This window comes from Planosporangium spinosum, assembly GCF_049999945.1.
In the GTDB taxonomy this organism is placed as follows: domain Bacteria; phylum Actinomycetota; class Actinomycetes; order Mycobacteriales; family Micromonosporaceae; genus Planosporangium; species Planosporangium spinosum.
This window is the reverse complement of record NZ_JBLYUB010000024.1, coordinates 25,767-49,456: the sequence shown is the minus strand read 5'-3', so window position 1 is coordinate 49,456 and position 23,690 is coordinate 25,767. Positions and strand designations below refer to the sequence as shown.

Sequence of the window (23,690 nt, the reverse complement as noted above, 5' to 3'; positions counted from 1 at the left end):
AGGAAACTCTTCTTTCGTTCCTGGCAATCTGTCACAAGGCGGCGGCCTACTGCGGCTCGACGCACCGGTACCGATCAGAAAGCGAGTGTCATGGCGGGGGAGAAGCCGGTCGACGCGTTCGCCGGAGTACGGCGACCCGTGCGTCACTTCATCGGCGGGTCCTGGGTCGACGCCGTCTCGGGGCGTACCTATGACAACCGCTCACCGTGGTCCGGGGATGTGCTGAGCCAGGTATCAGCGGGTGACGGGGAAGACGCCCGCCGGGCGATCGAGGAAGCGCAGTCCGCGTTCACCGGGTGGTCACAGACCGGGCCGGCACAGCGCCAGGCGGTTTTCCTGAGGGCCGCCGACGTGCTCGAGGCCGAGCGGGGGCGGGTCATGCAGGCGCTCGCGCTGGAAACCGGCTGCGGGGTGCATTTCGCACACGTCCAAATCGACTTCGCCGCGAACCTGCTTCGCCAGGCAGCGCAGCTGGCCTACCGGCCGACCGGCGAACTCCTGCCTTCGGACATACCGGGGACTCACGCAATGGCGGTCCGCCGTCCCGTCGGGGTCGTCGGTGCCATCGCCCCGTGGAACGCCTCCCTGACGCTGAGTGGTCGTGCGATCGTCGGGCCGCTGGCGCTGGGCAACACCGTGGTCCTGAAGCCCTCGGAGGAGTCCCCCTACACGGGCGGTGCGCTGTGGGCCGAGATCCTTCACGAGGCGGGCCTGCCCGCAGGTGCGCTGAACGTGGTGACCCACGCTCCCGGTGACGCCGGTCTGATCGCCGACGCGATGCTCGCCAGCCGCTCGGTCAAGCGCCTGAACTTCACCGGTTCAACCCCCACCGGCAGGCGCCTTGCCGAGAAGGCCGGCACCTACCTGAAGCGCATCGTGCTTCAACTCAGCGGTCAGAACCCGATGATCATCGCCGAGGACGCCGACCTGGACTACGCCGTTGACGCCGCGGCCTACGGCGCCTTCCTGCACCAGGGACAAATCTGCATGTGCGCCCGCCGCATCTACGTGGCTCGGCCGATCGCGGAGCGGTTTCTGGAAAAGTTCGCCGCCAAGGTGGCGTCTCTTCCCACCGGGGATCCGACCGACCCGGCCACGGTGGTCGGCCCGGTGATCAACGAATGGGCGTTGGCGCTCCTCGAGCGTCGAGTCAAGGAGGCAGTTGACGCCGGAGCCCAGATCCTCGCGGGTGGAGAAGCCCGGCCGCCGTGCTATCCCGCAACCGTGCTCATCGACGTGCCGGCCGAAACGGAGATCGCCCAGGGTGAAACCTTCGGGCCCGTTGTCACTGTGGAGATCGTCGAGTCCGCCGAGGAGGCGGTCGATCGAGCCAACCAGTCGGATCTGGGTCTGGCCGCATCCATCATCTCCCGGGACGTTCCGCGAGCCCTGCGGCTGGCATCGCGACTGGAGGTGGGCATCGTGCATGTCAACGACCAACCGGTCAACGACGAGCCGCACATGCCTTTCGGCGGCGTGAAGGACACCGGCTGGGGACGATTCGGTGTGGGTGTCGCCGCCGAGGAATTCTGCGAGCTCCAGTGGGTCTCCGCACGTGAACAGAACCGGAGCTTCCACTTCTGAACTCCCGTGCTGCTCAACCGGCGGGCCGAGAAGATCCAGGCTCCCGATCGTCGTCCAACCCTCCCAGGCTTCGACGGTCGGAGAGGGACATCTCTACTGATGGTGCGCCCGACAAGCCGCACCGCCCAGCGGACACCCCGTCACGGCGTGACGGGGTGTCGCGGTCCCGTCCGCCGGACCGCGTCGCTGCTCGGCGGGGTCGTAGGAGCTGATACGCACTGTCCTTAGTGGCGCACATCGCGTTATTCGGGCGCTACTCCCTGAAGTTTCAGCCACTAGACTCGTTTCGGTGTTGCGGTGGGAAAAGCCACGATCCGGACTGGCACGGCCATCTCTGGAATCATGAGCCACTTCATGCATTCCGCGCCCCGACTGCTACCCGGACGCGGACGCGGACTCATGGCCGTCACCGACCTCCTCGACGCCCTGTCCACGGGCCGTGGCGCGGCGCTGCTCGTGGAGGGGGAGCCCGGGATAGGCCGCAGCGCGCTGCTGGCGAGCGCCGCGGACATGGCTGAGGTGCGCGGGTACGCCGTCGGGCGTGCCGCGGCCGACGTTCTGGAGCAGAACGCGCCGCTGGCCGCCGCGCGGCAGGTGCTTCAGTCTCTGCCCGGGGACGGGTTTGACCTGCGCTGGGGCTGCCCCTCCGGTGCCCTGGAAAGCAGTGATCCGGACAGTGGTGCCCCGGACAGTGGTGCCCCGGACAGCGGTGATCCGCAGGGTGGCCGGCTGTATGCGATCTTCGACCGGTGGCAGGCGGTGGTGGCCCGCCGCGCGTCGGAGCGTCCGCTGCTGGTCGTGCTCGACGACCTGCACTGGTGCGACGTACTCTCCCTGCGCTGGGTCGCCTACCTGCTGCGCCGGTGCTCGTCCATGCCGGTCGGTGTGCTCGCCGCGGTACCCGCCGGGCAGCGCACGGCGACACCGGTGCTCGGCGAGTTGATCGCACGACTGCGCCGGCTGCCGCTGACCGGCCTGGACCGCGAGGCCTGCGCCAGCGTCATCCGGGACGTCCTGGCCGCATGGCCGGATGACGCGTTCGTCGAGGCGTGCCGGCACGCCACCGCGGGAAACCCCCGGCTGCTCCATGAGCTGCTCGGCGAGCTCGCGGCCCGGGGCGCCGGGCCCACGGCCGGAACGGCCCGACGGATCGGCGAGTTCGCCACGCCGGCGATGGCGCACGCCTTGCTCACCGAGGTGTACCGGACCGACCCGGCCGCGACCTCGCTGGTCCACGCCATCGCTGCGCTCGACGGCGCCGCCGAGCCAGACCTGGCGGCGGAGCTGGCCGACCTCGACCCGGCCCAGGCGGTGAAGGCCGCGGACGCGCTCGTGCGCCAACGGATCCTGCGGGACGGGCCACCGCTCGCGTTCGTCCACCCGCTGCTGGCCTCGGCGGTCGCCCGGGAGATGGGGGCCGGTGCCGTCCGCCGCGCCCGCGTCCGTGCCGCCGAGTTGTCGTACCGGGCGGGGCGCGACGAGTCGGAGGTCGCCGACCATCTCATGCGCGCGTCGCTGGCCGGTGAGCCCTGGGCCGAGCAGGTGCTGCGTCACGCGGCCCGGTCCGCCCTCGCCCGCGGCGACGCCGGGACGGCCGTCGGATACCTGGAACGGGCGCTCCGTGAGCCGCGGGCGGCGCGAACACGCCCGGCGGTGCTCGCCGAGCTGGGCACCGCCCTGCTCTTCGTGGACCTGCCCGCCGGCATGGAACGGCTGACCGCGGCGCTGGCGGCGGCCGACGACGACACCGTCCGGGGCACGGTGGTGTCCGGATTGGCCAACGGACTGCTGGCAGGCCGGGTCGACACGGACACCCTGCGGTTGCTCGACGAGGCGGCCGAGCGGGTCGGCAGACGCGATCCCGACCTCGCCCGGAGGCTTCAGATCCGGGCCCTGTCCGTCACGCTCCTGGACCTGTCCCGGGCATCGGAAATGGACCGCCGACTCGCGACACTGGCGCTCGACGAAGACAGCCACCCGGCCGTGCGCCGGGCGATCCTCGCAGCCCGCGCCGAGCAGGAGGGGCGCTTGGGCGCGTCGGCGGCCCGTACCGCGGCCCTGGCGCGGGAGGCGGTCGCCGCCGGGCCGCCCCGCACCTACGAGGAGGTCGTGCCGTACTGGGCCGCCGCCGTGTCGTTGACCCGGGCCGGGCACCTCGACCCGGTACCGGCGCTCTGTGCGGCCGCCGACGGGACGGCGAAGGCGCTGGGGTGGCGGCTCAACCAGGCGGCAGCCGCAGCCGTGCACGGCCGGGTCTCCTACCTGGCCGGACGGCTGATCGAGGCCGAGCAGCACGCGCGCCGGGCGTTCGCGTTGTTGACCGAGATCGGCGCGGACCCGGACCAGTGCTCCTGGCTGCTGCCGGTGTCCATGCTCGTGTACGTCCTGATCGACCGTGACCGGCTGGATGAGGCGCAGGCGCTGCTTGACCGGGCGGGCGTGGCCGACAGCCCGGTGGTGGCACCGCGTCCGGTGGAGCTGCTCGCGGCGCGGGGCCTGGTACGGCTGGCCCGGGACGACGTTCGCGGTGGGCTGGCCGACCTGCACGAGTACGGCAAGGGGCTGGATGACGCCGGAGTTCGAAGCGCCGGGTACGACCCGTGGCGCGCCTGGGCCGCGCTCGCCCACCACCGCCTGGGCCAGGAGGCCGAGGCCCGGTGGCTGGCCGCCGAGCAGCTTGAGCTGAGCCGGCGCTGGGGTACACCGCGTGCGCTGGGAGTGGCGCTGCGCGCCAGCGGGATCGTGACCGGTGGCGCCGAGGGGCTGCGGCTGCTGGGGGAGGCGGTGGCGGTGTCGGAAGCCGCGCCGGCTCGTCAGGACCTCGCGCGGGCGCTGATCGACCAAGGCGTCGCGCTTCGCGACACCGGGCAGCGGGCCGACGCGCGTGAGCGCTTCAGTCGGGCGGCCGCGCTCGCCACCGCGTGCGCGGCCGAGTCCCTGGCTGGGCGTGCCCGGCACGAGCTGCGGTCCACAGTCTCGGCCCAGGCGGCCGGCCACGCCCGGCCGGCGCGGGCCACATCCGCTGAGCCCACCCTCGTGGTGCGCTGCTTCGGCGGCTTCCGGTTCGAGTTGCCCGACCGCCAGTTGGAGTGGGCGGCGATCCGGCCCCGGGTACGGGCGCTGCTGCGGTTTCTCGCCGTGCACGCCCAACGGCCGGTGCACCGGGAACGCATCCTCGCGGCGCTGTGGCCGGACCTGCCCACGCAGGCCGGCATCCGCAACCTCCACGTGGGAGTCTCCACGTTGCGCACGTTCCTCGAGCCGGGAGTGGGCCGGGGCGCTTCGCGGTTCATCCGTCGGGACGGCGAGTCGTACATGCTGGTCATCCCCGACGGGGGCGGGTGCGACGTGCGGGCCTTCGACGAGGCCGTGGCCGGGGCGCACCGGGCCCTCGCCGCCGGCCAGGCCAGGGGGGCGGCGGAGGCGCTGCGTCAGGCGCTCGGCCATTACGCGGGCGACCTGCTGCCGGAGGACGGCCCGGCCGAGTGGATCGTCGCGGAGCGGGACCGGTACCGTGCCGTCGCCGCGGAGTCGGCGGCGACCCTCGCCGGCCTCGAACTCGACGCCGGCCGGGTGGAGGCCGCGGTCGACGCGGCGCGGCGCGGCGTGGAGCTGGACGGTTTCCGCGACGATGCCTGGCGGACGCTCGCGTCGGCGTACCGGCGCATCGGGGACGCGGCGGCCGCCGAGCAGGCGTCGCGGGCGTACCAGGCGATGCTGTGGTCTCTGGGAGTCGACCAGGCGGCCGGCGTCGACCAGGCCGCCGGAGCCAACCGGGCGGCCGAGGTCGACGGTGCGGAGCGGGCGCGGCGAGCCGGGGGCGCTCCCCGGCGGTTGCTGGGCACTCACGGACGCTTGAAGAACTCGACCTCGCCGACAGCCACCCGTCGGCCAGGCGCGTCACCGTAGGCCGCCGCGATCGTGAGGCGGACACCGACCACGTCACTGACGGCCCAGCGGAACTGCTGCGCCCCCGGCCGGTCCGCCAGCTGGAGCGTCGTGTGCGCCTGCTGTCCGCCGCTGGTCCAGACGGTGAGCTCCAGTCGTGCCGGGCGTGCCTGGCTGAGGAACACCTCCTGCTCCGGCGCGGCGCCGGCGTGCACGATCAGGTCGAGCAGCCGGATCGGCGCGGCGAACGTGAACTCGACGTTCTCGCCCGTCGCCGGGCCGGTCGCCGCCGGCGCCCAGTACCGGTTGCTCAGTCCGTCGACGGCCGAGGTCGCCGGGTGCCCGGGCGCCTCGCTGGAGGCACGCGTCGAGACCGGGTGCACCGGCTCCGGCTTGGCGAGCCGGTCGCGCACCGCGTCGGTTGCCCGGCGACCGACCACGACCGCCGCGTACCCCAGCCCCGCGACCAGCGCGAGGACGAGCAGCCAGGTCAGCAGCCGGCCGAGCGGGCCCCAGCGGCGACGGCGTCGAGGCAGGCGGAAGCGCCGCCACCACGGTGGCGCGGGCGCGGCCGTGGTGGCGGCGAGCGCCGCGCCGCATCGGCGGCAGAAACTGCGGCCGGGCATGGTGGCGGTCCCGCACGCCGGGCAGCGCACGCCGTCCGCGCCGGGATCCGGCTGGTCGGTGTAGCCGCGCACGGTGGGCCGGCGTGCGACCGGACGGCCGGGCTGCACCGCCCGCGGCTGGTCGGCCGGTCCGGCGTCCGGGTCGGCCGGCGCTCCGCCCGTGCGGTCCGCCGGTACGGGGCTGGCCGCCGGCGCCGAGACGGGCCGCGTCGACACGGTCGCGGCGGGTGTGGCCGCCGGGGGAGTGGTCGCTTGAGGTGGGGCCGCGGGAGGAACGGGCGCCCGCGCGGGAGCGGGTGTGGCCGCCGGGAGGTCCGCGGGCGCCGGGCGCGGCGAGGCTGCCGGAGGTTGGCCGTCATCCCAGGCCAGGAATGCGCCGCAGGCGCCGCAGAACGAGTCTCCGGCGGTCACCTGGGCGCCGCACTCCTCGCAGACAGTTCGGGACACGCTCACTCCTCGGTGGGATCGGGATCGGCCGGCAGCACCTCGACGGTGTACGCGACGTGCGCCGGGCGGATGGCGTCGACGAGCTCCCGCAGCCGGGCCACGGACACCTCCCGGCCGGCCTGCGGCCTCACCCGTACGGTCACCGCGGGCTCCGGCGAGCCGGGCAGGTCCGCGCCCGGAGTCTGTGACCACGCCGTACCTCCGGTGTCGGTCACCTCGACCGTCACCCCGAACGTCATCCGCACCTGTGCGGCGAGACCGCGCAGGGTGCCGCGCAGCCGGTGCTGCTCCACCGCGCACGCCACCGCCTCACGGCGGCGTGCCACGGGCCAGTCCACGTCCGAGTCCGCGGCCACCCAACCGGCGAGCCAGTCGACGAAGTCGTCGGGGGCGAGCGCCGGATCCAGGTACGCGGCCAGATTGTCGAGTGTCGCGTAGACCGGAGCGACCACCTCGTCCAGCGCGGCCAGCAGGCGTTGGGCGAAGTCGTCGTCGGCGTACATCGCCGGCAGCCGGAGCCCCAGCGGATGCGGTGTGCCGAGCCCCGGCACGGCCCTGCGCATGGTGTCGACCCCTTCCGTCAGCGCTCGCGCACGCGGACCTGGTGCTCGTACGAGAACACGAGCGCGTGCCGGTCCAACTCGATGCGGGGCACCGGCTCGCCGCGCCGCCCGGTGAGCGGGTCGGCGGGGAAGAGCCGGACCTCGTCCACCAGGTCCACCCCGGGCAGGCGGTGCAGCACCCCGAACACCTCGCCGGAGTGCACCGGCCGCCCGAACGGCCATCCGGTACCGTCCGGCCCGCCCCGCAGCGGGTCGAGGTAGGAGTACAGGGCCGCGAGCGCGTCGGCGCGCAGCCGTTCGGCGGCTACGTCGGGGTGGGCGACCAGCCGGGCCACGACGGTGACGCCCTGGTAGTACGGGGGCTCCACGACCAGCCGGGCGCCGATCGGGCGGCGCTGGTCGAGCTGCCCGGCGATGGTGGCGAGCATGTCGTCCGGCGGGACGAGCTGCTCGAAGCGCAGCGGTTCGCCCGCGTCGGCCGTCGCCTCCGGCACGACGAGCACCCGTACCCCACCGGCCTCGGTGCCGTCGTCAGCGGGCAGGCACCTGATCCGGGCGGCGGCCGGGCACGCCTGACGGGCGATCAACTCGTAGTCGCGCGCGGTGACCGCCCGGTCCTGGGCCCGCAACTGCACCGGGCCACGTAGCTTGGCGCTCTCGACCGTCTCGCCGTCCACGCCGCCCGCGGCAGCCTCGCGGTTCTCCACCCGGGTGATGTACGGAACGGAGGTGCGCAGCACCGAGAGGGCACCGCGAGCGACGTTGCCGTCGCGGCCACCTCCGGTGCGGTAGCGGCGCACCCGCAGCCGGGCGCCCTTCGGCGGCACCGCTCCGTACCGGCGCAGCCCCCCGTCCGGCAGCCGGACGGCGGGGCCGAAGGCGACCTCGCCGGCCGTGCGGTCCACGACCACGCGCCGCTCATCCGGTCCGCAGTGGCCGAACGCGTCGGTCTCGGGCCACTCCTGCCATCCCTCGCCGTCGGAGACCTCCACCACGAAGGGCTCGTCGTCGGGGATGACCGGTGGGCGGGCCACCGCGAACCGTTGCCCCGGCACACCTTCCGACTCGCCCAGCTCCTCGCCGACAATGATTTCGGCGTGGACGGCGTCGACCGTGCCACCGATGGTGAACGCGGCGGCCGACCGCACCGTGGGCGAGGCCGAGTAGAACGGCTGCCCCGGCCGGGCGGGTACCACCCGGCAGCGCAGCCACCCAGCGTACTGGCCGGCGACGATCGACGTGGTGTGGGTGGCGGGCACGTGCAGCACGACGTCGCCGGGCCGGTTCAGCCCGCCGGTGTCGTCGTGGTCGACGTCGCACGCCGTCCAGTCCGCGCCGTCCCACGCCTCCCACACCAGCGGCGGCTGGCGCGGGTCGACGCCGATGCCCTCGACCCGGCTGTCCAGGCTCAGCACGACCACGCACGACGGCACGGCCGCGGACAGGCCGATGAGCATGGCGTCGCCGACCGCTGGCTCGGGGGAGAAGCACCCGACGTCGCGCTCGTCGAGCAGATCCTCGGTACGGTCGGCCGGGTGGCCGTCGGCGGGGTGCGTCCGCAGTCGGGTGAGCTCGCACGGCACGATGGTGAGGTCGGTCGAGGTGGCGAAGACGACGGCCTCCTCGGTCTCGGTGCGCTCGGTGCCGACCTCGGTGCCGGCGCGCAGCACGACCGGCTGCGGCTGCGGCGCGGACAGCCAGAACGTGACGTCGGCGCGGGCCGCCGTCGGCGGGAACAGGGTGACGCCGATCAGGTCGAGGAACGCCAGGTAGTTCTTGTCGGGCACCCGGTTGAGCCGGTAGAGCAGCTGGTCGACCATGTGGGCGAAAGCCTCGATCAGCGTCACGCCCGGATCGGAGACGTTGTGGTCGCTCCACTCCGGACAGCGCTGCTGGACGAAGCGCTTGGCCTCGTCGACGAGCTGCTGGAATCGGCGGTCGTCAAGGTTCGGGGCGGGCAGGGGCATCAGGCGGCACTTTCCTCGGCGGGCTCGTCGTGCGAGGGGATCACGTAGAACGGGAAGACCAGGTTGCGCGGGTCGTTGGTGCCGCGGATGACGTACCGGATGTCGATGTACAGGGTCCCGGCGTCCTCGGCGTCGAAGTCGACGAGCACGTCGCGGACCTCGATGCGCGGCTCCCACCGCTCCAGCGACTCGCGCACCTCGAAGGCGATCTGCCCGGCGGTGTTCTCGTCCGCGGGAGCGAACACGTACTCGTGGATGCCGCACCCGAACTCCGGACGCATCGGCCGCTCGCCCGGCGCGGTACCGAGGATGAGCCGGATCGCCTCGATGATCTCGCGTTCGCGGGTGACGAGTGCGATGCCGCCGGTGGCGTCGGTGCGCAACGGAAACCCCCAACCCGCCCCGATGAACTGTTCGGCCACGGCTAGCCCCCGATGGTCACGTTCGGGGTACCGGTGCTGATGGTCGCCTGGCAGGTGATGCGGTCGCCCTTGCGTGCCGCGGGGTAGCCGCCGATGAGCACGGCGCCGGTCAACGGCGGCGGCACCGGGGCGATGACGACGTTGCCCGGCCCCAGCTCCGCGTGCAGGGCGCACACGCACAGGCTGCCGACGACGGCGGCGGGCTGGCCGGCGATCCGGACGCTCGGCACGCCCATCAGCGGCGCGCCGGCACCTGGGGGCAGTCCCGGCACGGCCGCGCCGCCCGGTACGCCGACCGTGCCGTTGGGTACCCCTGGGGTCAGCGGCGTGGCGGTGTGGCTGATCTGGTCGTTGATCCGGGCCGCTGGTGGCATGGCGCCCCCTTTCGCTGCTAGAGCGGTGAGTTGATCCGCACCATCGGCGCGTCGATGTCGACATCGGTCTTGCCTTTCACGGATACCGACCGCCCGCTCAGCTTCAGCGGGCCCGTGCCGGCGTCGAGGGTGATGCCGTTACCGCTCACCACCACCTCTTTCTTCGCCTCGATCACGACGCTGCCGTCGCTGCGCACCACCACCGACGTCCCCGCCCGGTCCAGGTGGACGACCAGCGTGTCGGCGCCCTTCTGCGTGGTCAGTCGGATGCCCTGGGGGGCCTGCGGCGAGCTGCCGTCGAGCAGTTCCAGCCAGTTGCCCCGCCTGCCCCTGGCACCCCGGGACCTGCCGCCCCGGGAGGCGAGCGAGCGCCGGTTGACCGTGCCGTCGGCCGGGTTGACCAGCGGCAGGTCGTGCCGGCTCGGCCGGTCGACCCCGTTGTACAGGCCACCGATGACGTAGGGTCGGTCCAGCAGGCCCTGCTCGAACCCGACCAGCACCTCGTCGCCGACCTCCGGGCTGATCACCCCGCCGCCCCCGACCCCGCCGAGCTGCACGGTGCGGACCCAGTCGGTCACGTACTGGTCCGACAGCCACGGGAAGCGCAGCTTCACCCAACCCTGGTCACGGCGCTCGGGGTGCCGGTCGTACCCGGCCTTCGTGTCGGTCACGATGCCGATGGCCAGGCCGGGTACGCGGGCGGCCCGCGCGGGCGCCGACGCGCCGCTCGCCAACCCGAACGACGAGCGGTCCTGCCGCCCGCTGACGGTCAGCCAGGTCTCGTAGAAGCTGGCCGGGCCGAAGACGTGCCGGCTGGCGGTCGTCGTGTACTTGCCCTCGAAGGGCGGCCCGACGTCCTCGAGGGTCAGCGGGGTGCCCGCTCGCAGCCGCGGGTTGCCCCGGATGCCGACCTCGAGCTCGGCGAAGGCCGACGTCACGTCCGCCGCCAGCGCGGAGGCCACCGCCTTCACCTCGGCGTCGGTACGGTAGGGCACATCGGCGACCAGCAGCGCGGCCTTCCCGAACGGTTTCACGACCTCGCGCGGGGTGACCGACAGCGCGAGCTCGTCGCTGGCCACCGTCGGGGCCGCGCTCACGAGTGGCTTGCGTCGCTGGACGTCCCAGCCGCGCACCGTCACCCGGGAGAGCTGGCCGACCGACGTCACCGTGGACCGCACAGCGAGGAGGTTCTCGTTCATCTGTACCACGAACGGGCTCTGCCGGGCCGGCGTCGCCGTGCCCGGCGCCGTCGCGGCCCGCACCGGCCGCCGGAACGAGAACTTCCCGTCGACCATGACCACCTCGGCGTCGTTGTCGACGGCGAGCATCCGCAGGAACTCCCAGTCGGTGATGTTCGGCTGGGTCACCATCTCGTACACCGTCTTGGTCGGGTCGATCCGCCCGATCGGCAGCTTGGCCTTGCTGGCGATCTCCGTCGCGATGTCCGACGCCTTGGTGTTGACGTAGCTTTTGACCTGCCGGCCGCGCATCAGCCGGTGCGACAGGTCCAGAGCGCGGATCGTCGTGAAGGTGCCCGTACCGTCGAACTCGGTCTCGATCGTGACGACCTCTCCGGTGAACAGGCGCACCGGGGCCGGCTGGTCGCCCGTCCGCACCGACGCGGTGAGCTTCGTGCCGATGGTGATGCCCGTGTCCCGCAGCAGCCGGCTCTTCTGGTCCCGGTAGCGCAGCGTCGCTGCCGCGGGCAGGTTCGTGCTGTCCTCGATAGCGGCGTGTTCCAGCCGGTTCTCCCACAGTCGTGGCAGCTGCCTCGGCGCCGCGACGACGAGGGAGTAGGTGTAGTTGCCTTCGGACACTGCGCTCTCCTACCCGAGTACCGGCAGTTCGTCGGCGGCGGGCAGCAGCAGTTCCGTGCCCGGCCGCAGCCGCATGGGGTCGTCGATGTCGTTGGCCTCGGCGATGACCCGCCACATCGTCGGGTCGCCGTATTCGCGGTGCGCCAACAGTTCGAGGCAGTCTCCGTCCACCACCCGGTGCACCCGATTCGCCGACCGGCTCCCGGACGTCGGGTTCTGGCCGGGCGTGCTACCGCTGATCTCGGTGAGTGTCAGTGAGCACGTGGCGCGCAGCGGCGTGCCGTTGGCCTCGAACAGCGTGTACGAGGCGTTGACCTGGCTGACGTACGCATAGAAGGAGACCGTCCGGAACTGGCCCCAGGCGAACTTCACCCACGGCGGCGACGGCGCCTTCGCCGCGATGCTCGGCGCGGTCGGCACCAGGCATGTCAGCAGTTCGTCGACCCGCTGCTGCACGGTGCGCGCGTGGGTGTCGGTCACGTCGAGGAAGACGTCCAGGCTCAGGGTCCGGGGCCCGGAACCGCTGAACTCGGGGATGCCGACCTCCTCCGCACCGCGCACGATGTGCGGGATCCAGGCCGCCGACTTGGTGAGCGTGAGCTGGTTGGGGTTGAACATGAACGTGATCGGGCCGCCCAGCGGCCCACCCGGCCGGCTGCCGCCGTTGGTCGGTGGCTGGTACCGCTGGAGGAACGCGGCGACCTTCCCGGACGGTGCCTTCACGCGCCCACCTCCAGGAAACCGTGGTACGCCAGTTCGATGGCCTCCGTCGCGACCTCGGAGCGGCTCGGGTCGAACGACGGCCCTTCCCAACTCGCGAGCACCACTTCGGACAGTCCCCACTGCACCAGCACCGCCCGGTCCGGCCGTAACGCGGCGATCTGGGCGGTGCCCCGCTTCACGCCGCGGGGCAGTTGGGTCAGGAACCGCGCCACCTTGGCGGTGTCGGGAGTGAGTGGCCTGGTCAGGCGGACGTTCGAGTACGTGATGCGCGACGGAAGCTGCCATACGAAGCTGTTGTTCCCGCCTTCGGAGTGCTGCTCGACCTCCACCGAGCAGCCGAGCCCCTGGCAGCTGTTCCAGTCGCCCAGGTCGATTCCGTCGATCTTGAGACGAAAGTGGACGCTGGTGCCGGGATCGACGTTCGCCATGATCTTCCTTCCGTATGCTGCGTGCCAGTCGCGCCGCGTGGGCGGGCCGTGCCGGCTGTGCCGGCCGTGCCGGCCGTGCCGGCTGTGCCGCGCCGCGCTGCCCGGGTCCGCCGGTCACCGGCCACCGTCCAGGAGCCGCCCGGCCCGTTCCCGGCCGAGCCGCAGTTCGGCGCGCAGCAGCCGACCGAGCGGGTCGACCAGCCGGTGGGCCAGTTCGTCGAGGTGGCGTCGGTCGAGCGTGCGGATCCACTCATCGATGTCGCCACCCGCTCCGGTGGAGTGCGGGCCGGTGGCGGACGGCGACGCAGCCGCCCCGGAGCGCTGCACGGGTACGGTGCTGGCCCTTGCCGCGCCGCCTGCGGTTCCCGCTGGTGCTGCCGTGCCGTGGGTGGACCGCCTCGGCGGCGCAGGGGGCCCCGGCTGCGCACCGCCGGTCGCTCGGATCGCCGCGCCCGTCGGCGCTGTCGAGGTGGTGCTCGGCGTCGGCGGCGCGCGGTGCACCGTGGGCCGCGGCCCCGTGGCCGCCGTTCCAGACGTCGCAGGCGCGGCGGCACGCTGTACGGGTAACGGCCGAACAGGGCCCTCCGTCGGGACTCGGGTGGGCGGCTCGGTGGGTGGGCGCGAGGGGAGCGTCGATGCGGGCGGGATGCGCGGGTGTGGCACCGGTGTCGGACCCGGTGGGCGGCCTCGACCGCCGGCGGCGCTCCCGGCGTTCCCGTTGCCGGCGGCGGGGTGTGGAGAGGCATGGGCAGGGGTGATGCCGACCGGCGCGGGCGTCTGGACGTACCGCGTCGTGCCTGGTTGCCGTGTGGTGCGACGGCCGTCGGTGCTGCCGCGCCCCTCGCCGGATGTCGTGGTACCGCGCTCCGGCCACTGGATCGGCACCGCGTGGGGTGTGGCCAGGGCGGTCGCAGATGCCGCCGGGAGGGCTGCGGTTCCGCCCGTCGTACGCAGTGGGCGCTCGGCGAGCGTATGTACCATGTGGACGGTTCGTCCAGGTGGCGGGACCCGGGAAGCGGTGCGCTGGACCACGCCGGCGCTACTCGGTGTACGTGTCCGCGTCGAGGCCGGTGCCGATGGGGCGCCGGTGGCCAAGGGCAGGTTCGGTCCCGGTGCGGGGGCCGCGGTTGCGGGCATGGGAGCCGCGCGGGGCGCTTCGGCAGCGGTCGCGGACCCAGGGGTACCGGACGGGACGGCACCGTCCGGCGGCGCGATGTCGGTCTGGGAGTTCCTGCCACGCGCCAACCGCTGCACGGTTGGCGCCGACGGCATGGCGGGTACGGACGGCGGTACCGGCGCGGCTGGTCGGGTGGGGCTTGGATCGGACAGGCTCCCGGCCTTCGTGCGGGTGTCCGGCGCGGTGGACCGTTGCGCCGTCGGCCGTTGCGGGGTCGGCGTCGCGGCGGGGGGTCCAGCCGCCGCGCCGGCCAGGGGTAGTGCGGGTACCGGGCCCTTCCCCGCCAGGAGCGGTGCGACGCGAGTCGTGGCGTCCGCGCCGGCGTCGCCCGTGGCGGACGGCTGAGCCGCGGGTACCTGCGGCGCCGGCGCGACGTGCGGCGGCGGTGCGACGCCCGGCATGCCGATCTCGGCCGGCGAACGCTGCGCCCGCACAGGTGACAGCCCTGAGGTGGAACCTGGGGTGCCGGAAGGTGAAGGGGCCGGACTGGACGGCGGCCGCGCGGGCACGTCCGCCGTGGACGGCGTGGGCGGTGAGGGTGTCCTGGACGCGGCACCGCGGGGAGGTGGGACGGGCCCGACCGCCGTGGTGCGGGGCCGCGCACCGGCGCTGCGTGTGGTCGGCGGCAGGGCCGCAAGTGGCTCGCCCAGCCCCAACCGGACGGCCGGACGGGGGGATGGCGCCGGGTCAACGGCGGGCGGCGGTACGGGGGTTGTCGCCGAACGCCCCGGTTGCGGGGGCGGCGCTCCTGTCGCGAGCCGCTGTACCAGATGTGGAGTCGTCGCCGTCGAGATCGGTGCGGCACGTGCCGGGACCTCGGCCGAGGCGGTGGTGGCCGGCGATCGCTCGCCGACGGTGGGCCGCTGCGGCTCCGCAAAGCTGTCCGGTGACGGCGCGACCGACGCCTGCGGCTCCGGTACCGAGGCGTCGGTCCCGACTGGGGACCCGGCCGTGGTCCCGGCGGCGGGTCTGGACCCGGTCGGCGTGCCGGGCAGGGTCCGCCCGGTGCCTACCGCCCGCTGGACGGCAGACAGCCGCCGCGCCGACTGACTTACGCGAGCGGTGGTCAGGTCGGCGTGCCGTAGCCCGGTCGCTGACCTCGGCGCGGGGGACCTACCGGCCGGCGGCGCCGTGTCGGCCTCGGCAGCGGTGAGCGACGCCGTGTCGGTCCCGGCAGCGGCGAGCGGTGCCGTACCGGTCCGGGCGTCCGCCGGTGGCGCTGCCGGCCGGGGCCCGGCCAGTGGCAGGCGCGGCACCGCCGGTGTGGCAGTGACCGGATACCCGGCCGGAGGAGACGCGGCGCGCAGCACGCCGTGCACCAGCCCGGCCGGTGCCTCGGGGCTGACCAGATGGCCGGGCGCGGTGTACAGCGTCGGATCCTGACGGGTGCTCAGCCGGGCCTGGAACCGGTACGGCTCGGTGAGCAGTGCCGGCGCGGGGTCGACCGTCCGCTGCAGCGGTGGCAGCGAGCGCCAGCCGGGGTCGGCGGGCGTGTCCCCCGACGACGGGCTGCCCGCTGCCGGGCTCTCGTCGGCCGGGGACGTCTGCGGACGCCTCCGGCGTAGTCGGTCGCGCAGCCCCACCGTCAGTCACCTTCGTTGATACGTGTGTTGATCCGTGCTATCTGCTCGACGTAGCGCAGCCGTTCGGAGTGCGTGAGGTCGATGATCTCGTCCTTGGGCCAGTGGAAGTGGTAGGCGACGTACGCGACCTCCTCATAGAGACGGTCGGCCGCGTACGTCACGATTCCCCCGGGCGACCACCGGCGATGTCCACCTCGAAGCTCGCGTCGCACTCGGGACAGGTCACGGCGGCCCGGGTGTGCCCCTCGGCGTTGATCCGCCGGTAGAAGTCCTGCAGGAACGCCAGGTCCGAGGCGAACAGCTTCTCGACCAGCTCGGCGCGCACCTCGGTGATCGTCCCGATCCGGGTGATGACGAGACTGAGCAGCACGATCGAGAGGTACGCCGGGTTCTGCTTGACGCGCAGGTCGATCAGCGGCGCAAGCTCGTCGCGGGCGGTCGCCAGCCGCATGCTGCCGTACCGGTGCACGGCGCCGGATTCGTCGACGTACCCGCGCGGCAGTTCGAACTCGAACTCGGTCTGCAGCCTCGGCGGCTGCGCGGCCGGGACCGGCGCCGCGCCGGACTCCGCGTCCGGACCGAAGTCGCCCTCGAACGGTTCGCCGAGCGCGACCCCGGATACCGTACGTCGTCTCATGAGGTCGTGATGTCCTCGAACACCACGGTGACCTTCTCGGTCGCCGCTGAGGGGTCACCGGCCTTGAGGCTCGGCCCCTCCCACCTGCTCACCCAGGCGTTCTTCATGTCGAAGCGGCGCTGGTTGGTGTTCTCGGCGTCGACGAGGATGACGCTGATGTTCTTGCGGGCGGCCGAGATCGCGCCCTTCTTGAACACCTGCTCGATCCACTTCGTGAACGCGCTGCTCTTGTCCAGCCCGCGGGTGATGGTGACCTCGCCGCCCTTACGGGCGCCGGGGAGCTTGCGGATGATGTACTCCCCCTTGGGGGTGACCTGGGTGACCTCGATCGCGTCCAGTTCCACGGTCAGGCCGCTGACCTCCTGGACGGATTCCACCTGGATGCCGCCCAGTTCGACCTGGAACTTGTGGACGATGAGGGTGTCGCCGGTCTCGGCCATGTGTCGCTACCGCCTTTCGGGAGTCATTCGCTGACGAGGCTGGTGCTGTCGGAGAACTGCGCCAGCCGGAACACGACGAACTCGGCGGGCTTGACCGGGCAGATCCCGATCTCACACACGACCTGGCCGCGGTCGACCACCTCCGGCGGGTTGGTCTCGCGGTCGCACTTGACGTAGAACGCCTCGTCGGGGGAGCTGCCGAACAGCGCGCCCCGCCGCCACTCCTCCATGAGGAAGGCCGAGATGTTGCGGCGGATCGTGCCCCACAGCCGCTCGTCGTTGGGTTCGAAGACGACCCACTGGGTGCCCAGCAGGATCGACTCCTCCAGGTAGTTGAACAGGCGGCGGACGTTGACGTACCGCCACTCCGGGTCGGAGGAGAGGGTACGGGCGCCCCACACCCGGATGCCACGACCGGGGAAGGCCCGCAGACAGTTGACCCCGGCCGGGTTGAGCAGGTCCTGCTCGCCCTTGGTGACGTTGTTCTGCAGCTCGATCGCGCCGCGCACCACCTCGTTGGCCGGTGCCTTGTGCACGCCGCGCTCGGTGTCGGTGCGCGACCACAGGCCGGCGACGTGGCCGCTCGGCGGCATGAACCGGTTCTGCCCGGTGGCCGGGTCGAACACCTTGATCCAGGGGTAGTACAGCGCCGCGTACTTGGAGTCGTAGCCCGCCTCCTCCTGCCGCCACGTCAGTACCTGCCGTGCCGTCAGGCCGGGCAGCGGGTCGAGGATGGCCATCCGGTCGCCCATCTGCTCGCAGTGCGAGATGACGGCCAGCTGTACGGCCTTGACGTCCTCGGCGGTGATGAGCCCCTGCTCGTACCCGCTCATCAGGTCGGGCACCGCGACCATGGTGATCTCGTCGATCGCCTCCAGCCCGCCGAATCCGGTGCGCGCGTCGGCGTCGCCCACGTACTCCTCAGTGGACAGCTTCGCCGGCACGACCTCGGCGGGCGGCAGTGGCGCCGCCAGGGTCACGGTCTGCTTGGCGGGGCGGGCCAGGGCGTTCGCCGGCGTCGCCTCCTCGAGGGTGATCAGGCGGGACCGCTCCTTGACCTGCGTCACCACGTACGACTTGGTGTTCTTCTTGAAGGAAACGTCGTCGAACGTCTCCACCACCTTGCCGTTCTGGTGGACCAGCAGCCGGAAGCGGTCCTCGCCGACGCCTTCGCCCGCGGCGTCCGTCACCTCGACGGTGATGTCCCCGGTGGCGCCAGGTAGGGCCGCGACCTTGAACGTGCCGAGCGGAGCCGGCTCAGCGGCGGGCAGTGCGCGGGGGTTGCCCTTGCCGGCCGTGGTGCCGTTGCCGTTGCCGTTCGTGTCACCTACCCGGACGACGTAGCAGATGCCGCCGCCGTTGGCGAAGTAGCCGTACACGGCCCGCGACAGGTAGGTGCCCTCGACGACGTCCCCGAAGATCTGGACGTACTGGCTCCACGTGGTCACCAGGGTCGGAGTGTGGAACGGTCCCTTCTCCGCGAGGCCCACGAAGGCGGCCACCGAGGTGCCCACGCCCTCGATGGGGCGGGAGCCGCTCGGGACCTCCTCGACGTAGACGCCGGGGGACAGGTACGACGGCATGAATGCTCCTCTTCGCGGAAGGTCGGTGCCCGTTCAGGCTTCCGGTAACCGGGTGGGCATGGAAACGGTCCGACGGGCCCGGGGCCGGGCACGATCGCCTTCCCGAAAGGGCAGCCGCCGGCACGGCTGGAGGTCGACCGCCCTCCGGGCCCGTGTCTATACCTGACAACTCGTCCCGGTAGACGGGCCCCACCTGGTTGCCCAGGCACCGGATCACTGGCGTTGGGGGCCCGCCTCGTGACACAGCCCTTGTCCCCGGGGACAGGATGGTCAGGGCGCCGCGCCGACCGTCCGGCGCCCCCCGGTGACAGTGGTCTGCAGATGCTCCGGGCGCAGGAACCGCCGCAGCCAGTCTTCCATTTGGGCGATGACGGTGTCGAAGTCGGACGGCAGTTGATTGTCGCTCATGGCCAGCACCTCCTGGGCGAGGCCGGTGGCCAGGACGTTGCGGACGACGGCGGCCTGGTCCGCCAGGCTGCCATACGTGCTGGAGGTCTCGTCGCCGCCGGTCACCGGGATGTCGACGTCGAACGAGTCGGCGATCGACTGGATGAACTTCCGCGCATCGGACGCCTGCACATTCTCCAGCGTGTCTCGCACCCGGGTCCACACCATCTGATCTTCGTTTTGCGTCTCAGCGCCCTGCTCTGCCCGTGCGCGAGCCTGGTTGAGCAGTTCGCTGTCATCGCTGTACTCGCCGAGCCGGGACACCAGCTGCTGCCGCACCCGATTGATCGACTGGTTCGCGAGGGACTCACCGGCCCACAGGTTGAACGGATTGTTCGACAGCAGGTTCAGCACCCGGGTGACGGTCGCCGTCAGGTTGCTGCGCAGCTGCTCCGAGGTCGTACTCCCGGTGTCCGACATCGAGTCGACGGGGCTGTTCGGCACGGGACTTGCCGAACTCGCCCGGGGCGGTGTGTCGAGGTCCATCGCACTGGTCGACGGCGACGGCTGATCAGCGCCGATGACACCGCTCATGGTGTCACTGCCGCCCGTGCTGGCCGTATCACCCTCCTCGGCCTCATCGAGGCTCGCCCAGGTCTCGGTTCGCTCCAGAACCTCGATGAGGCGACGCATCCGTCCCCTGATGTCCTCGCCGTCGGCCAGGGCGGTGTTGAAGACGTTCAGGAATGCGTCGCGCATCGTGTGCCAGGCGATGATGTGCCGGCGGTCCTCGTCGTAGCCGGTGACTATCTGGTTGGCCCGATCGTCCCAGCCGGGACGCCCGCCAATGGTGATCCGTGTTCCGGAGCCGTCGTCGGACGTCGTCGCATGCGTCGCAACCTCCACGTTTCCACTGGAGTTGCTCCGTTGCCGCACGAGCCACTGCATGAGGGCTGTGGTGAAACCACCCAGATCCGGATCGTTGGTGACCTCAGAATCACTCATCAGGCCACGCAGGTCGTCCACTGCAGCGCCGAGGACGGAACCACTGTGAGGCCGCACGTACACATCGAGGGAACCGTACGCCATGCGGATCACGTCGCCGCGGATCAGCTGATCCCAGGTGATCTCGGCGAAGCCTTCGCGGTCATTGACGGGGTGCAGCCGCGAGTCGATCTGCCGGCCCGCGTTCCGTGCCTGGCTTCTGGTGGGCATGCTGCCCTCGGGCAGCACTACCGGCACGATCAGCGACAGGTTTTGTAGGCGTTCCATGATCCTGTTCACCTGAGCGCTGTTCAGACCGGATTGGATGTCCGTGATCCTGGCGCGTTGAATCGGCCGGCCGTGCCGATGCCCGCCAACCGAGTGTTCCGCATGCGGGTGTACCTCCGGCGCCAGAGCAGCCTGTACGGGCACGGGCTCGCTGAGTGCCTGCCGGGCCGACTCCTCAGCGGCGCGCTCGAAGGAATCGGACGGATCGCTGACTGCCAAGCCGGCGCCGTTGTCGGTGCCGGCCACCGGCCCGGACCGTTGCTGAATCACGTGGTGGAGCTCATGTGCCAGGGTGTGGCGATCGCGGCCGCCCGCGCCGAGCACGATGTGCTCTCCGGAGGTGTATGCCCGCGCACCCAGCTCAGTGGCCGACTCCTCGGCTTCCGCGCCGGTGTGTACCCGTACGGTGGAGAAGTCGGCACCCATCCGGGCCTCCATCTCGGCGCGGATCGGCCCTGCCAGCGGCTGACCCGAACCGCGGAGCACTTCCTGCGCGGTCGAGCGTTGCACCTCCGGTATATCCGAGCGTTGCGCCACCGGATCCCTTGCCAGCAACGCCGCCATAGCCGCGTTACCGATCGCCCGCTGCAGGGCCAGCACCTCGGAGGCGGTCCGAGGCGGCACCGACAGTGCCGCCGCGGCATCAGACGACCGCGGTCGCGACGGGTTCGACGGAGCTTCCACGGTCTGAGGCGGTGCTTCCTGGGTCTGGTCGCGATGCTTCGCTCGACGCATCAGCATCCCTTTCCACGCGAGGCGACATTGCTGCTCCTGCCGGTCCCTTGACGATCTCCCCGCAGCCGACGCCGTACAAGGGGGCATATGGACCTCACCGCGGGCATTCCATATGGCCGTAAGGGCAGGAGACCTCAGCGACGACGAACGAACAGCCGCCGAGTACCGCGTCGCAGGACGATGGACATCGTCGTGGTACACAACGGGCCGGGCGACCGCGGCATCACCGGGTGCGCGCGTACAGCCCGAACTCGCTGTCCAGCAGCAGTCGTCCGAGCTTGCGGTACTCGCTTCGCACGGCGTCCGCCAGGTCACCGGTCGTCACCGGTCGGCCCGCCTCGGCGGCGAGGTACGCGGCCGTCACCGCGCACGCCCGGATGCTGCCGCCGGCCAGTTCGAAGGTGCGGGCGCAGAAGTCGAGGTCGAGGTCGTCGGCGCGGGGTAGCGCGGTACCGAGGCACCGGTCCCACAGGGCACGCCGCTGCGCCTCGTCGGGAACCGGGAAGTCCACGATCAGGTCGAGCCGGCGGATGAACGCCTCGTCGAGGTTGGCCCGCAGGTTGGTGGTGAGGATCGCGACGCCGTCGAAGGACTCCATACGTTGCAACAGGTAGGCGCTCTCCAGGTTGGCGTACCGGTCGTGGGCGTCTTTGACCTCGGAGCGCTTGCCGAAGATGGCGTCGGCCTCGTCGAACAGCAGCACCCCGTTGACGCCGGCGGCTTCGGTGAAGATGCGCTCCAGGTTCTTCTCGGTCTCACCGACGTACTTGTCGACCACGGTGGACAGGTCGACGACGTACAGGTCGAGGCCCAGGTCGGCGGCGACCACCTCGGCCGACATCGTCTTGCCGGTACCCGAGTCGCCGGCGAACAGCGCCGTCACGCCCCGGCCGCGCCCTCCGCCGGGGCGCATCCGCCAGCCGCCGAGCACCCGGTCGCGGTGGCGTACCCGCAGGGCCAGCTCGCGTAGCTGGGCCAGGGCCGGCTCGGGCAGGACCAGGTCGGCCCAGCCGACCGCGGGTTCGACCCGGCGGGCGAGTTTCTCCAGCCCGGCGGCGTTCTGCGACCGTACCCCGGCGCGCAGGTGCGCCGTCCCGACCCGGGCCGCGCCGTCGAGCAGCGCCTGCTGGCCGGCCGTCTCCGCCGCGCGCCGGACCTGGTCGGGGGTCAGCAGGTACGGGGCGAGTTCGCGGTCGGCGTCCAGGCCCGCCGCGCCCGGCCGGTCGCCGAGCCCGGCCCGCCACAGCGCGGCCCGATCCCGGGTATCCAACGGCTGCGCCGATAGCAGCAGCGGGGAGCGGTCGGCCCAGTACGGGTCCCAGCCGGTCCGTCCGGTGAGCAGGACCGGTACGGGCAGCGCGGCGAGCCGGCGCAGCAGCCGGGCATGCGCCGGCGCTCCGGCCGGGTCCAGGACGTCGACGGGGCCGGCGACCAGCCCGCCGCCGCGCAGCCGGGCCTCCCGCGCGGCCGCCGCCAGCGCCTCCTCCGGCGCGGGGTCGGCGGCCAGCGCGTCGAGGTCCAGCCGCAGTGCCGGCGCGCCGCAGGCGGCCAGCGCCGCCGTGGCGAGCGCGGCTCCCGCTGCGCCGGGGCGCTCCCGCAGGTACACCAGCCGGACGCCGGTGCGGATCGCGGCGGCGAGCCGTTCGGCGCTCGCCGGCCGCCACCGCGGATCCGGTTCGTCGTAACGGGCCAGGTCGGCCAGGCGGGCGTCGCACGTGTCGTCGCCCAGCAGGTGGGCGACGACCCGGTCGGGCACCCGCAGCCCGCGCGACAGATACGGCCGTTCGGGCTCCTCCACCACCAGCAGGCCGCCCGCCACGAGCGGCGCGGAGGCGGCGAAGCGGCCCCGCGCGGTGGCCGAGGACGCTGCGGCCCCGCACAGCTCCAGCGCCAGCCCGATCGACGGCCGCCGCCGGGTCACGTCGTCGTTGAGGTAGCCGTAGAGCCGCTCGAACCGTGCGTCCACATCGGGCAGCAGGGCGACCAGGAGCAGTTCGACGTCCAGCGGCGCGAGCGCGAAGTCGCGGGCCAGCCGGCGCAGTCGGGGCTCGGTCGGCTCCCGGTCGGCGTCCGCCTCGACCGCCGCCAGCCACTCGGCGTCGACCTCGTCGGGGCCCGGCAGCGGTGGCACGCCGTCCAGCAGTCGGACGGTGTCCTCGTCGGACACGTACAGGCCCCGGAACGCGTCGTCGGGGGACGGATCGGTGCGGCGGCGTTCGTCCACCGCGCGCCGCACCCGCCGCTCGACCAGGGCGAGCCGGGCGAGCAGGTAACCGGTGCCGGTCGCGGCCACCGTCGCGGCGGTCACCGTCGGTGTCCCCGGATGGGGGTGCCCGACGCGTCGCGGTCCCGGCCTGCGCCCCGGGTACGGCGTACGCCGACCGTCGTCACCGGGGCGTCCGGTTCGGTTTCGGCCGGGCCGGCTGGCGCGGGAGCCGGGTCGGTGTAGCGAAGGGCGCTGGTCTCGGCCGGATCGGTGGTCCGCAGCCGCAGGCCGTCGACGACCGGCGGGGCGGCGGCCACCCGCCGGGCCGACAGCGGCGCGACGACCACCAGGTCCAGCGACGGCTTGAGCTCGCCGCCGAGCGCGCTCCACACGTCGGCGAGCGCGCGGTTGTCCCCGGGTGGGCCGGCGACGGTCATCGGTACGGTCAGGTTGAGCGTCGCCAACGAGCCCGTCAGCCGCGCAGCCGGCAGCGCGTCGTGCCGCAGCAGGCCGGCGAGCAGCACCGACAGCAGCCGGTGCTCGTCCTGAGTGTGGTTGGTCCAGGCGGTCACCAGGTACGACAGGGCGAAGAAGCGCGGTGGGTCGTGCAGCGCCACGGTCGCGCCGCGCTCGTCGTACTCGGCGACGCTGCCCTGCCGGCGGCGCGCGACGTCCTCGCGGATGTCGTACAGGAACAGGCTGACCGTCGGAGCGTTGCGCCGGGCGGCCCACTCCTTGGTGGGCGCGTCGAACGACACCTCGACCCCGGTGCCGGCCAGCGGTTCCTCGGTGACCAGTCCGCGCAGCGCGTCGTCGACCTCGTGGATCACC

General features: G+C 72.6%; 18 protein-coding genes. 2 read left to right on the top strand and 16 right to left on the bottom strand.

Annotated features, from left to right (window positions below):
• Nucleotides 1-90: 90 nt before the first annotated feature.
• Nucleotides 91-1,584: an aldehyde dehydrogenase family protein gene (locus ACNTMW_RS26295; protein ID WP_426636504.1), complete on the top strand. Its 1,494-nt coding sequence runs from the start codon at nucleotides 91-93 to the stop codon at nucleotides 1,582-1,584.
• Nucleotides 1,585-1,926: 342 nt separating this feature from the next.
• Entirely contained in the window at nucleotides 1,927-5,493 is a 3,567-nt protein-coding gene (locus ACNTMW_RS26290) for an ATP-binding protein (protein WP_426636503.1), read from the top strand.
• Here ACNTMW_RS26290 and ACNTMW_RS26285 read toward each other — a convergent pair.
• The 16 genes from ACNTMW_RS26285 to ACNTMW_RS26210 all read right to left on the bottom strand — a co-directional run bounded on the left by ACNTMW_RS26285 (nucleotide 5,430) and on the right by ACNTMW_RS26210 (nucleotide 23,689).
• Nucleotides 5,430-6,314, bottom strand: a complete 885-nt coding sequence (locus tag ACNTMW_RS26285) for an NADase-type glycan-binding domain-containing protein (RefSeq protein WP_426636502.1) — start codon at nucleotides 6,312-6,314, stop codon at nucleotides 5,430-5,432. The genes ACNTMW_RS26290 and ACNTMW_RS26285 overlap by 64 nt on opposite strands.
• Before the next feature lie 233 nt (nucleotides 6,315-6,547).
• Complete coding sequence (locus tag ACNTMW_RS26280; protein ID WP_426636501.1) at nucleotides 6,548-7,108, bottom strand: phage tail protein I; 561 nt, start codon at nucleotides 7,106-7,108, stop codon at nucleotides 6,548-6,550.
• Between the two features lie 17 nt (nucleotides 7,109-7,125).
• The gene (locus ACNTMW_RS26275) at nucleotides 7,126-9,075 is read right to left on the bottom strand and encodes a putative baseplate assembly protein (protein ID WP_426636500.1); all 1,950 of its coding nucleotides are present in this window, start codon (nucleotides 9,073-9,075) and stop codon (nucleotides 7,126-7,128) included.
• On the bottom strand, nucleotides 9,075-9,497 hold the full coding sequence (locus tag ACNTMW_RS26270) for a GPW/gp25 family protein (protein ID WP_426636499.1): 423 nt from the start codon (nucleotides 9,495-9,497) through the stop codon (nucleotides 9,075-9,077). Before ACNTMW_RS26270 ends, ACNTMW_RS26275 begins: the two co-directional genes overlap by 1 nt.
• Nucleotides 9,498-9,499: 2 nt before the next feature.
• Entirely contained in the window at nucleotides 9,500-9,871 is a 372-nt protein-coding gene (locus ACNTMW_RS26265) for a PAAR domain-containing protein (protein ID WP_426636498.1), read from the bottom strand.
• A gap of 17 nt (nucleotides 9,872-9,888) precedes the next feature.
• Nucleotides 9,889-11,688: a VgrG-related protein gene (locus ACNTMW_RS26260; RefSeq protein ID WP_426636497.1), complete on the bottom strand. Its 1,800-nt coding sequence runs from the start codon at nucleotides 11,686-11,688 to the stop codon at nucleotides 9,889-9,891.
• 9 nt (nucleotides 11,689-11,697) lie between these two features.
• The gene (locus tag ACNTMW_RS26255; RefSeq protein WP_426636496.1) at nucleotides 11,698-12,411 is read right to left on the bottom strand and encodes a CIS tube protein; all 714 of its coding nucleotides are present in this window, start codon (nucleotides 12,409-12,411) and stop codon (nucleotides 11,698-11,700) included.
• A complete protein-coding gene (locus tag ACNTMW_RS26250) occupies nucleotides 12,408-12,839 on the bottom strand; it encodes a phage tail protein (protein WP_426636495.1) in 432 nt (143 codons plus the stop codon). Before ACNTMW_RS26250 ends, ACNTMW_RS26255 begins: the two co-directional genes overlap by 4 nt.
• A gap of 114 nt (nucleotides 12,840-12,953) precedes the next feature.
• On the bottom strand, nucleotides 12,954-13,166 hold the full coding sequence (locus ACNTMW_RS26245; protein WP_426636494.1) for a hypothetical protein: 213 nt from the start codon (nucleotides 13,164-13,166) through the stop codon (nucleotides 12,954-12,956).
• A 2,435-nt stretch (nucleotides 13,167-15,601) separates the two neighbouring features.
• Complete coding sequence (locus ACNTMW_RS26240) at nucleotides 15,602-15,760, bottom strand: DUF6760 family protein (protein WP_426636492.1); 159 nt, start codon at nucleotides 15,758-15,760, stop codon at nucleotides 15,602-15,604.
• Complete coding sequence (locus ACNTMW_RS26235) at nucleotides 15,757-16,236, bottom strand: hypothetical protein (protein WP_426636491.1); 480 nt, start codon at nucleotides 16,234-16,236, stop codon at nucleotides 15,757-15,759. The genes ACNTMW_RS26240 and ACNTMW_RS26235 overlap by 4 nt, the downstream gene beginning before the upstream one ends.
• A complete protein-coding gene (locus ACNTMW_RS26230) occupies nucleotides 16,233-16,676 on the bottom strand; it encodes a phage tail protein (RefSeq protein WP_426636490.1) in 444 nt (147 codons plus the stop codon). The genes ACNTMW_RS26235 and ACNTMW_RS26230 overlap by 4 nt, the downstream gene beginning before the upstream one ends.
• Before the next feature lie 23 nt (nucleotides 16,677-16,699).
• Nucleotides 16,700-18,259 carry a phage tail sheath family protein gene (locus ACNTMW_RS26225; protein ID WP_426636488.1) on the bottom strand — a complete coding sequence of 520 codons (1,560 nt, stop codon included), beginning with the start codon at nucleotides 18,257-18,259 and terminating at the stop codon, nucleotides 16,700-16,702.
• 270 nt (nucleotides 18,260-18,529) lie between these two features.
• Nucleotides 18,530-20,518 (bottom strand): eCIS core domain-containing protein, encoded by a 1,989-nt coding sequence (locus tag ACNTMW_RS26220; protein ID WP_426636487.1) that lies wholly within the window; start codon nucleotides 20,516-20,518, stop codon nucleotides 18,530-18,532.
• Between the two features lie 358 nt (nucleotides 20,519-20,876).
• On the bottom strand, nucleotides 20,877-22,961 hold the full coding sequence (locus tag ACNTMW_RS26215; protein ID WP_426636486.1) for an ATP-binding protein: 2,085 nt from the start codon (nucleotides 22,959-22,961) through the stop codon (nucleotides 20,877-20,879).
• Nucleotides 22,958-23,689 (bottom strand): Pvc16 family protein, encoded by a 732-nt coding sequence (locus ACNTMW_RS26210; RefSeq protein WP_426636485.1) that lies wholly within the window; start codon nucleotides 23,687-23,689, stop codon nucleotides 22,958-22,960. The genes ACNTMW_RS26215 and ACNTMW_RS26210 overlap by 4 nt, the downstream gene beginning before the upstream one ends.
• Nucleotide 23,690: the final 1 nt, after the last annotated feature.

Coding starts and splice junctions, on each gene's coding strand:
- ACNTMW_RS26295 (WP_426636504.1), top strand. CDS start 91: ATGGCGGGGGAGAAGCCGGTCGACGCGTTCGCCGGAGTACGGCGACCC.
- ACNTMW_RS26290 (WP_426636503.1), top strand. CDS start 1,927: ATGAGCCACTTCATGCATTCCGCGCCCCGACTGCTACCCGGACGCGGA.
- ACNTMW_RS26280 (WP_426636501.1), bottom strand. CDS start 7,108: ATGCGCAGGGCCGTGCCGGGGCTCGGCACACCGCATCCGCTGGGGCTC.
- ACNTMW_RS26275 (WP_426636500.1), bottom strand. CDS start 9,075: ATGCCCCTGCCCGCCCCGAACCTTGACGACCGCCGATTCCAGCAGCTC.
- ACNTMW_RS26265 (WP_426636498.1), bottom strand. CDS start 9,871: ATGCCACCAGCGGCCCGGATCAACGACCAGATCAGCCACACCGCCACG.
- ACNTMW_RS26250 (WP_426636495.1), bottom strand. CDS start 12,839: ATGGCGAACGTCGATCCCGGCACCAGCGTCCACTTTCGTCTCAAGATC.
- ACNTMW_RS26235 (WP_426636491.1), bottom strand. CDS start 16,236: ATGAGACGACGTACGGTATCCGGGGTCGCGCTCGGCGAACCGTTCGAG.
- ACNTMW_RS26230 (WP_426636490.1), bottom strand. CDS start 16,676: ATGGCCGAGACCGGCGACACCCTCATCGTCCACAAGTTCCAGGTCGAA.
- ACNTMW_RS26225 (WP_426636488.1), bottom strand. CDS start 18,259: ATGCCGTCGTACCTGTCCCCCGGCGTCTACGTCGAGGAGGTCCCGAGC.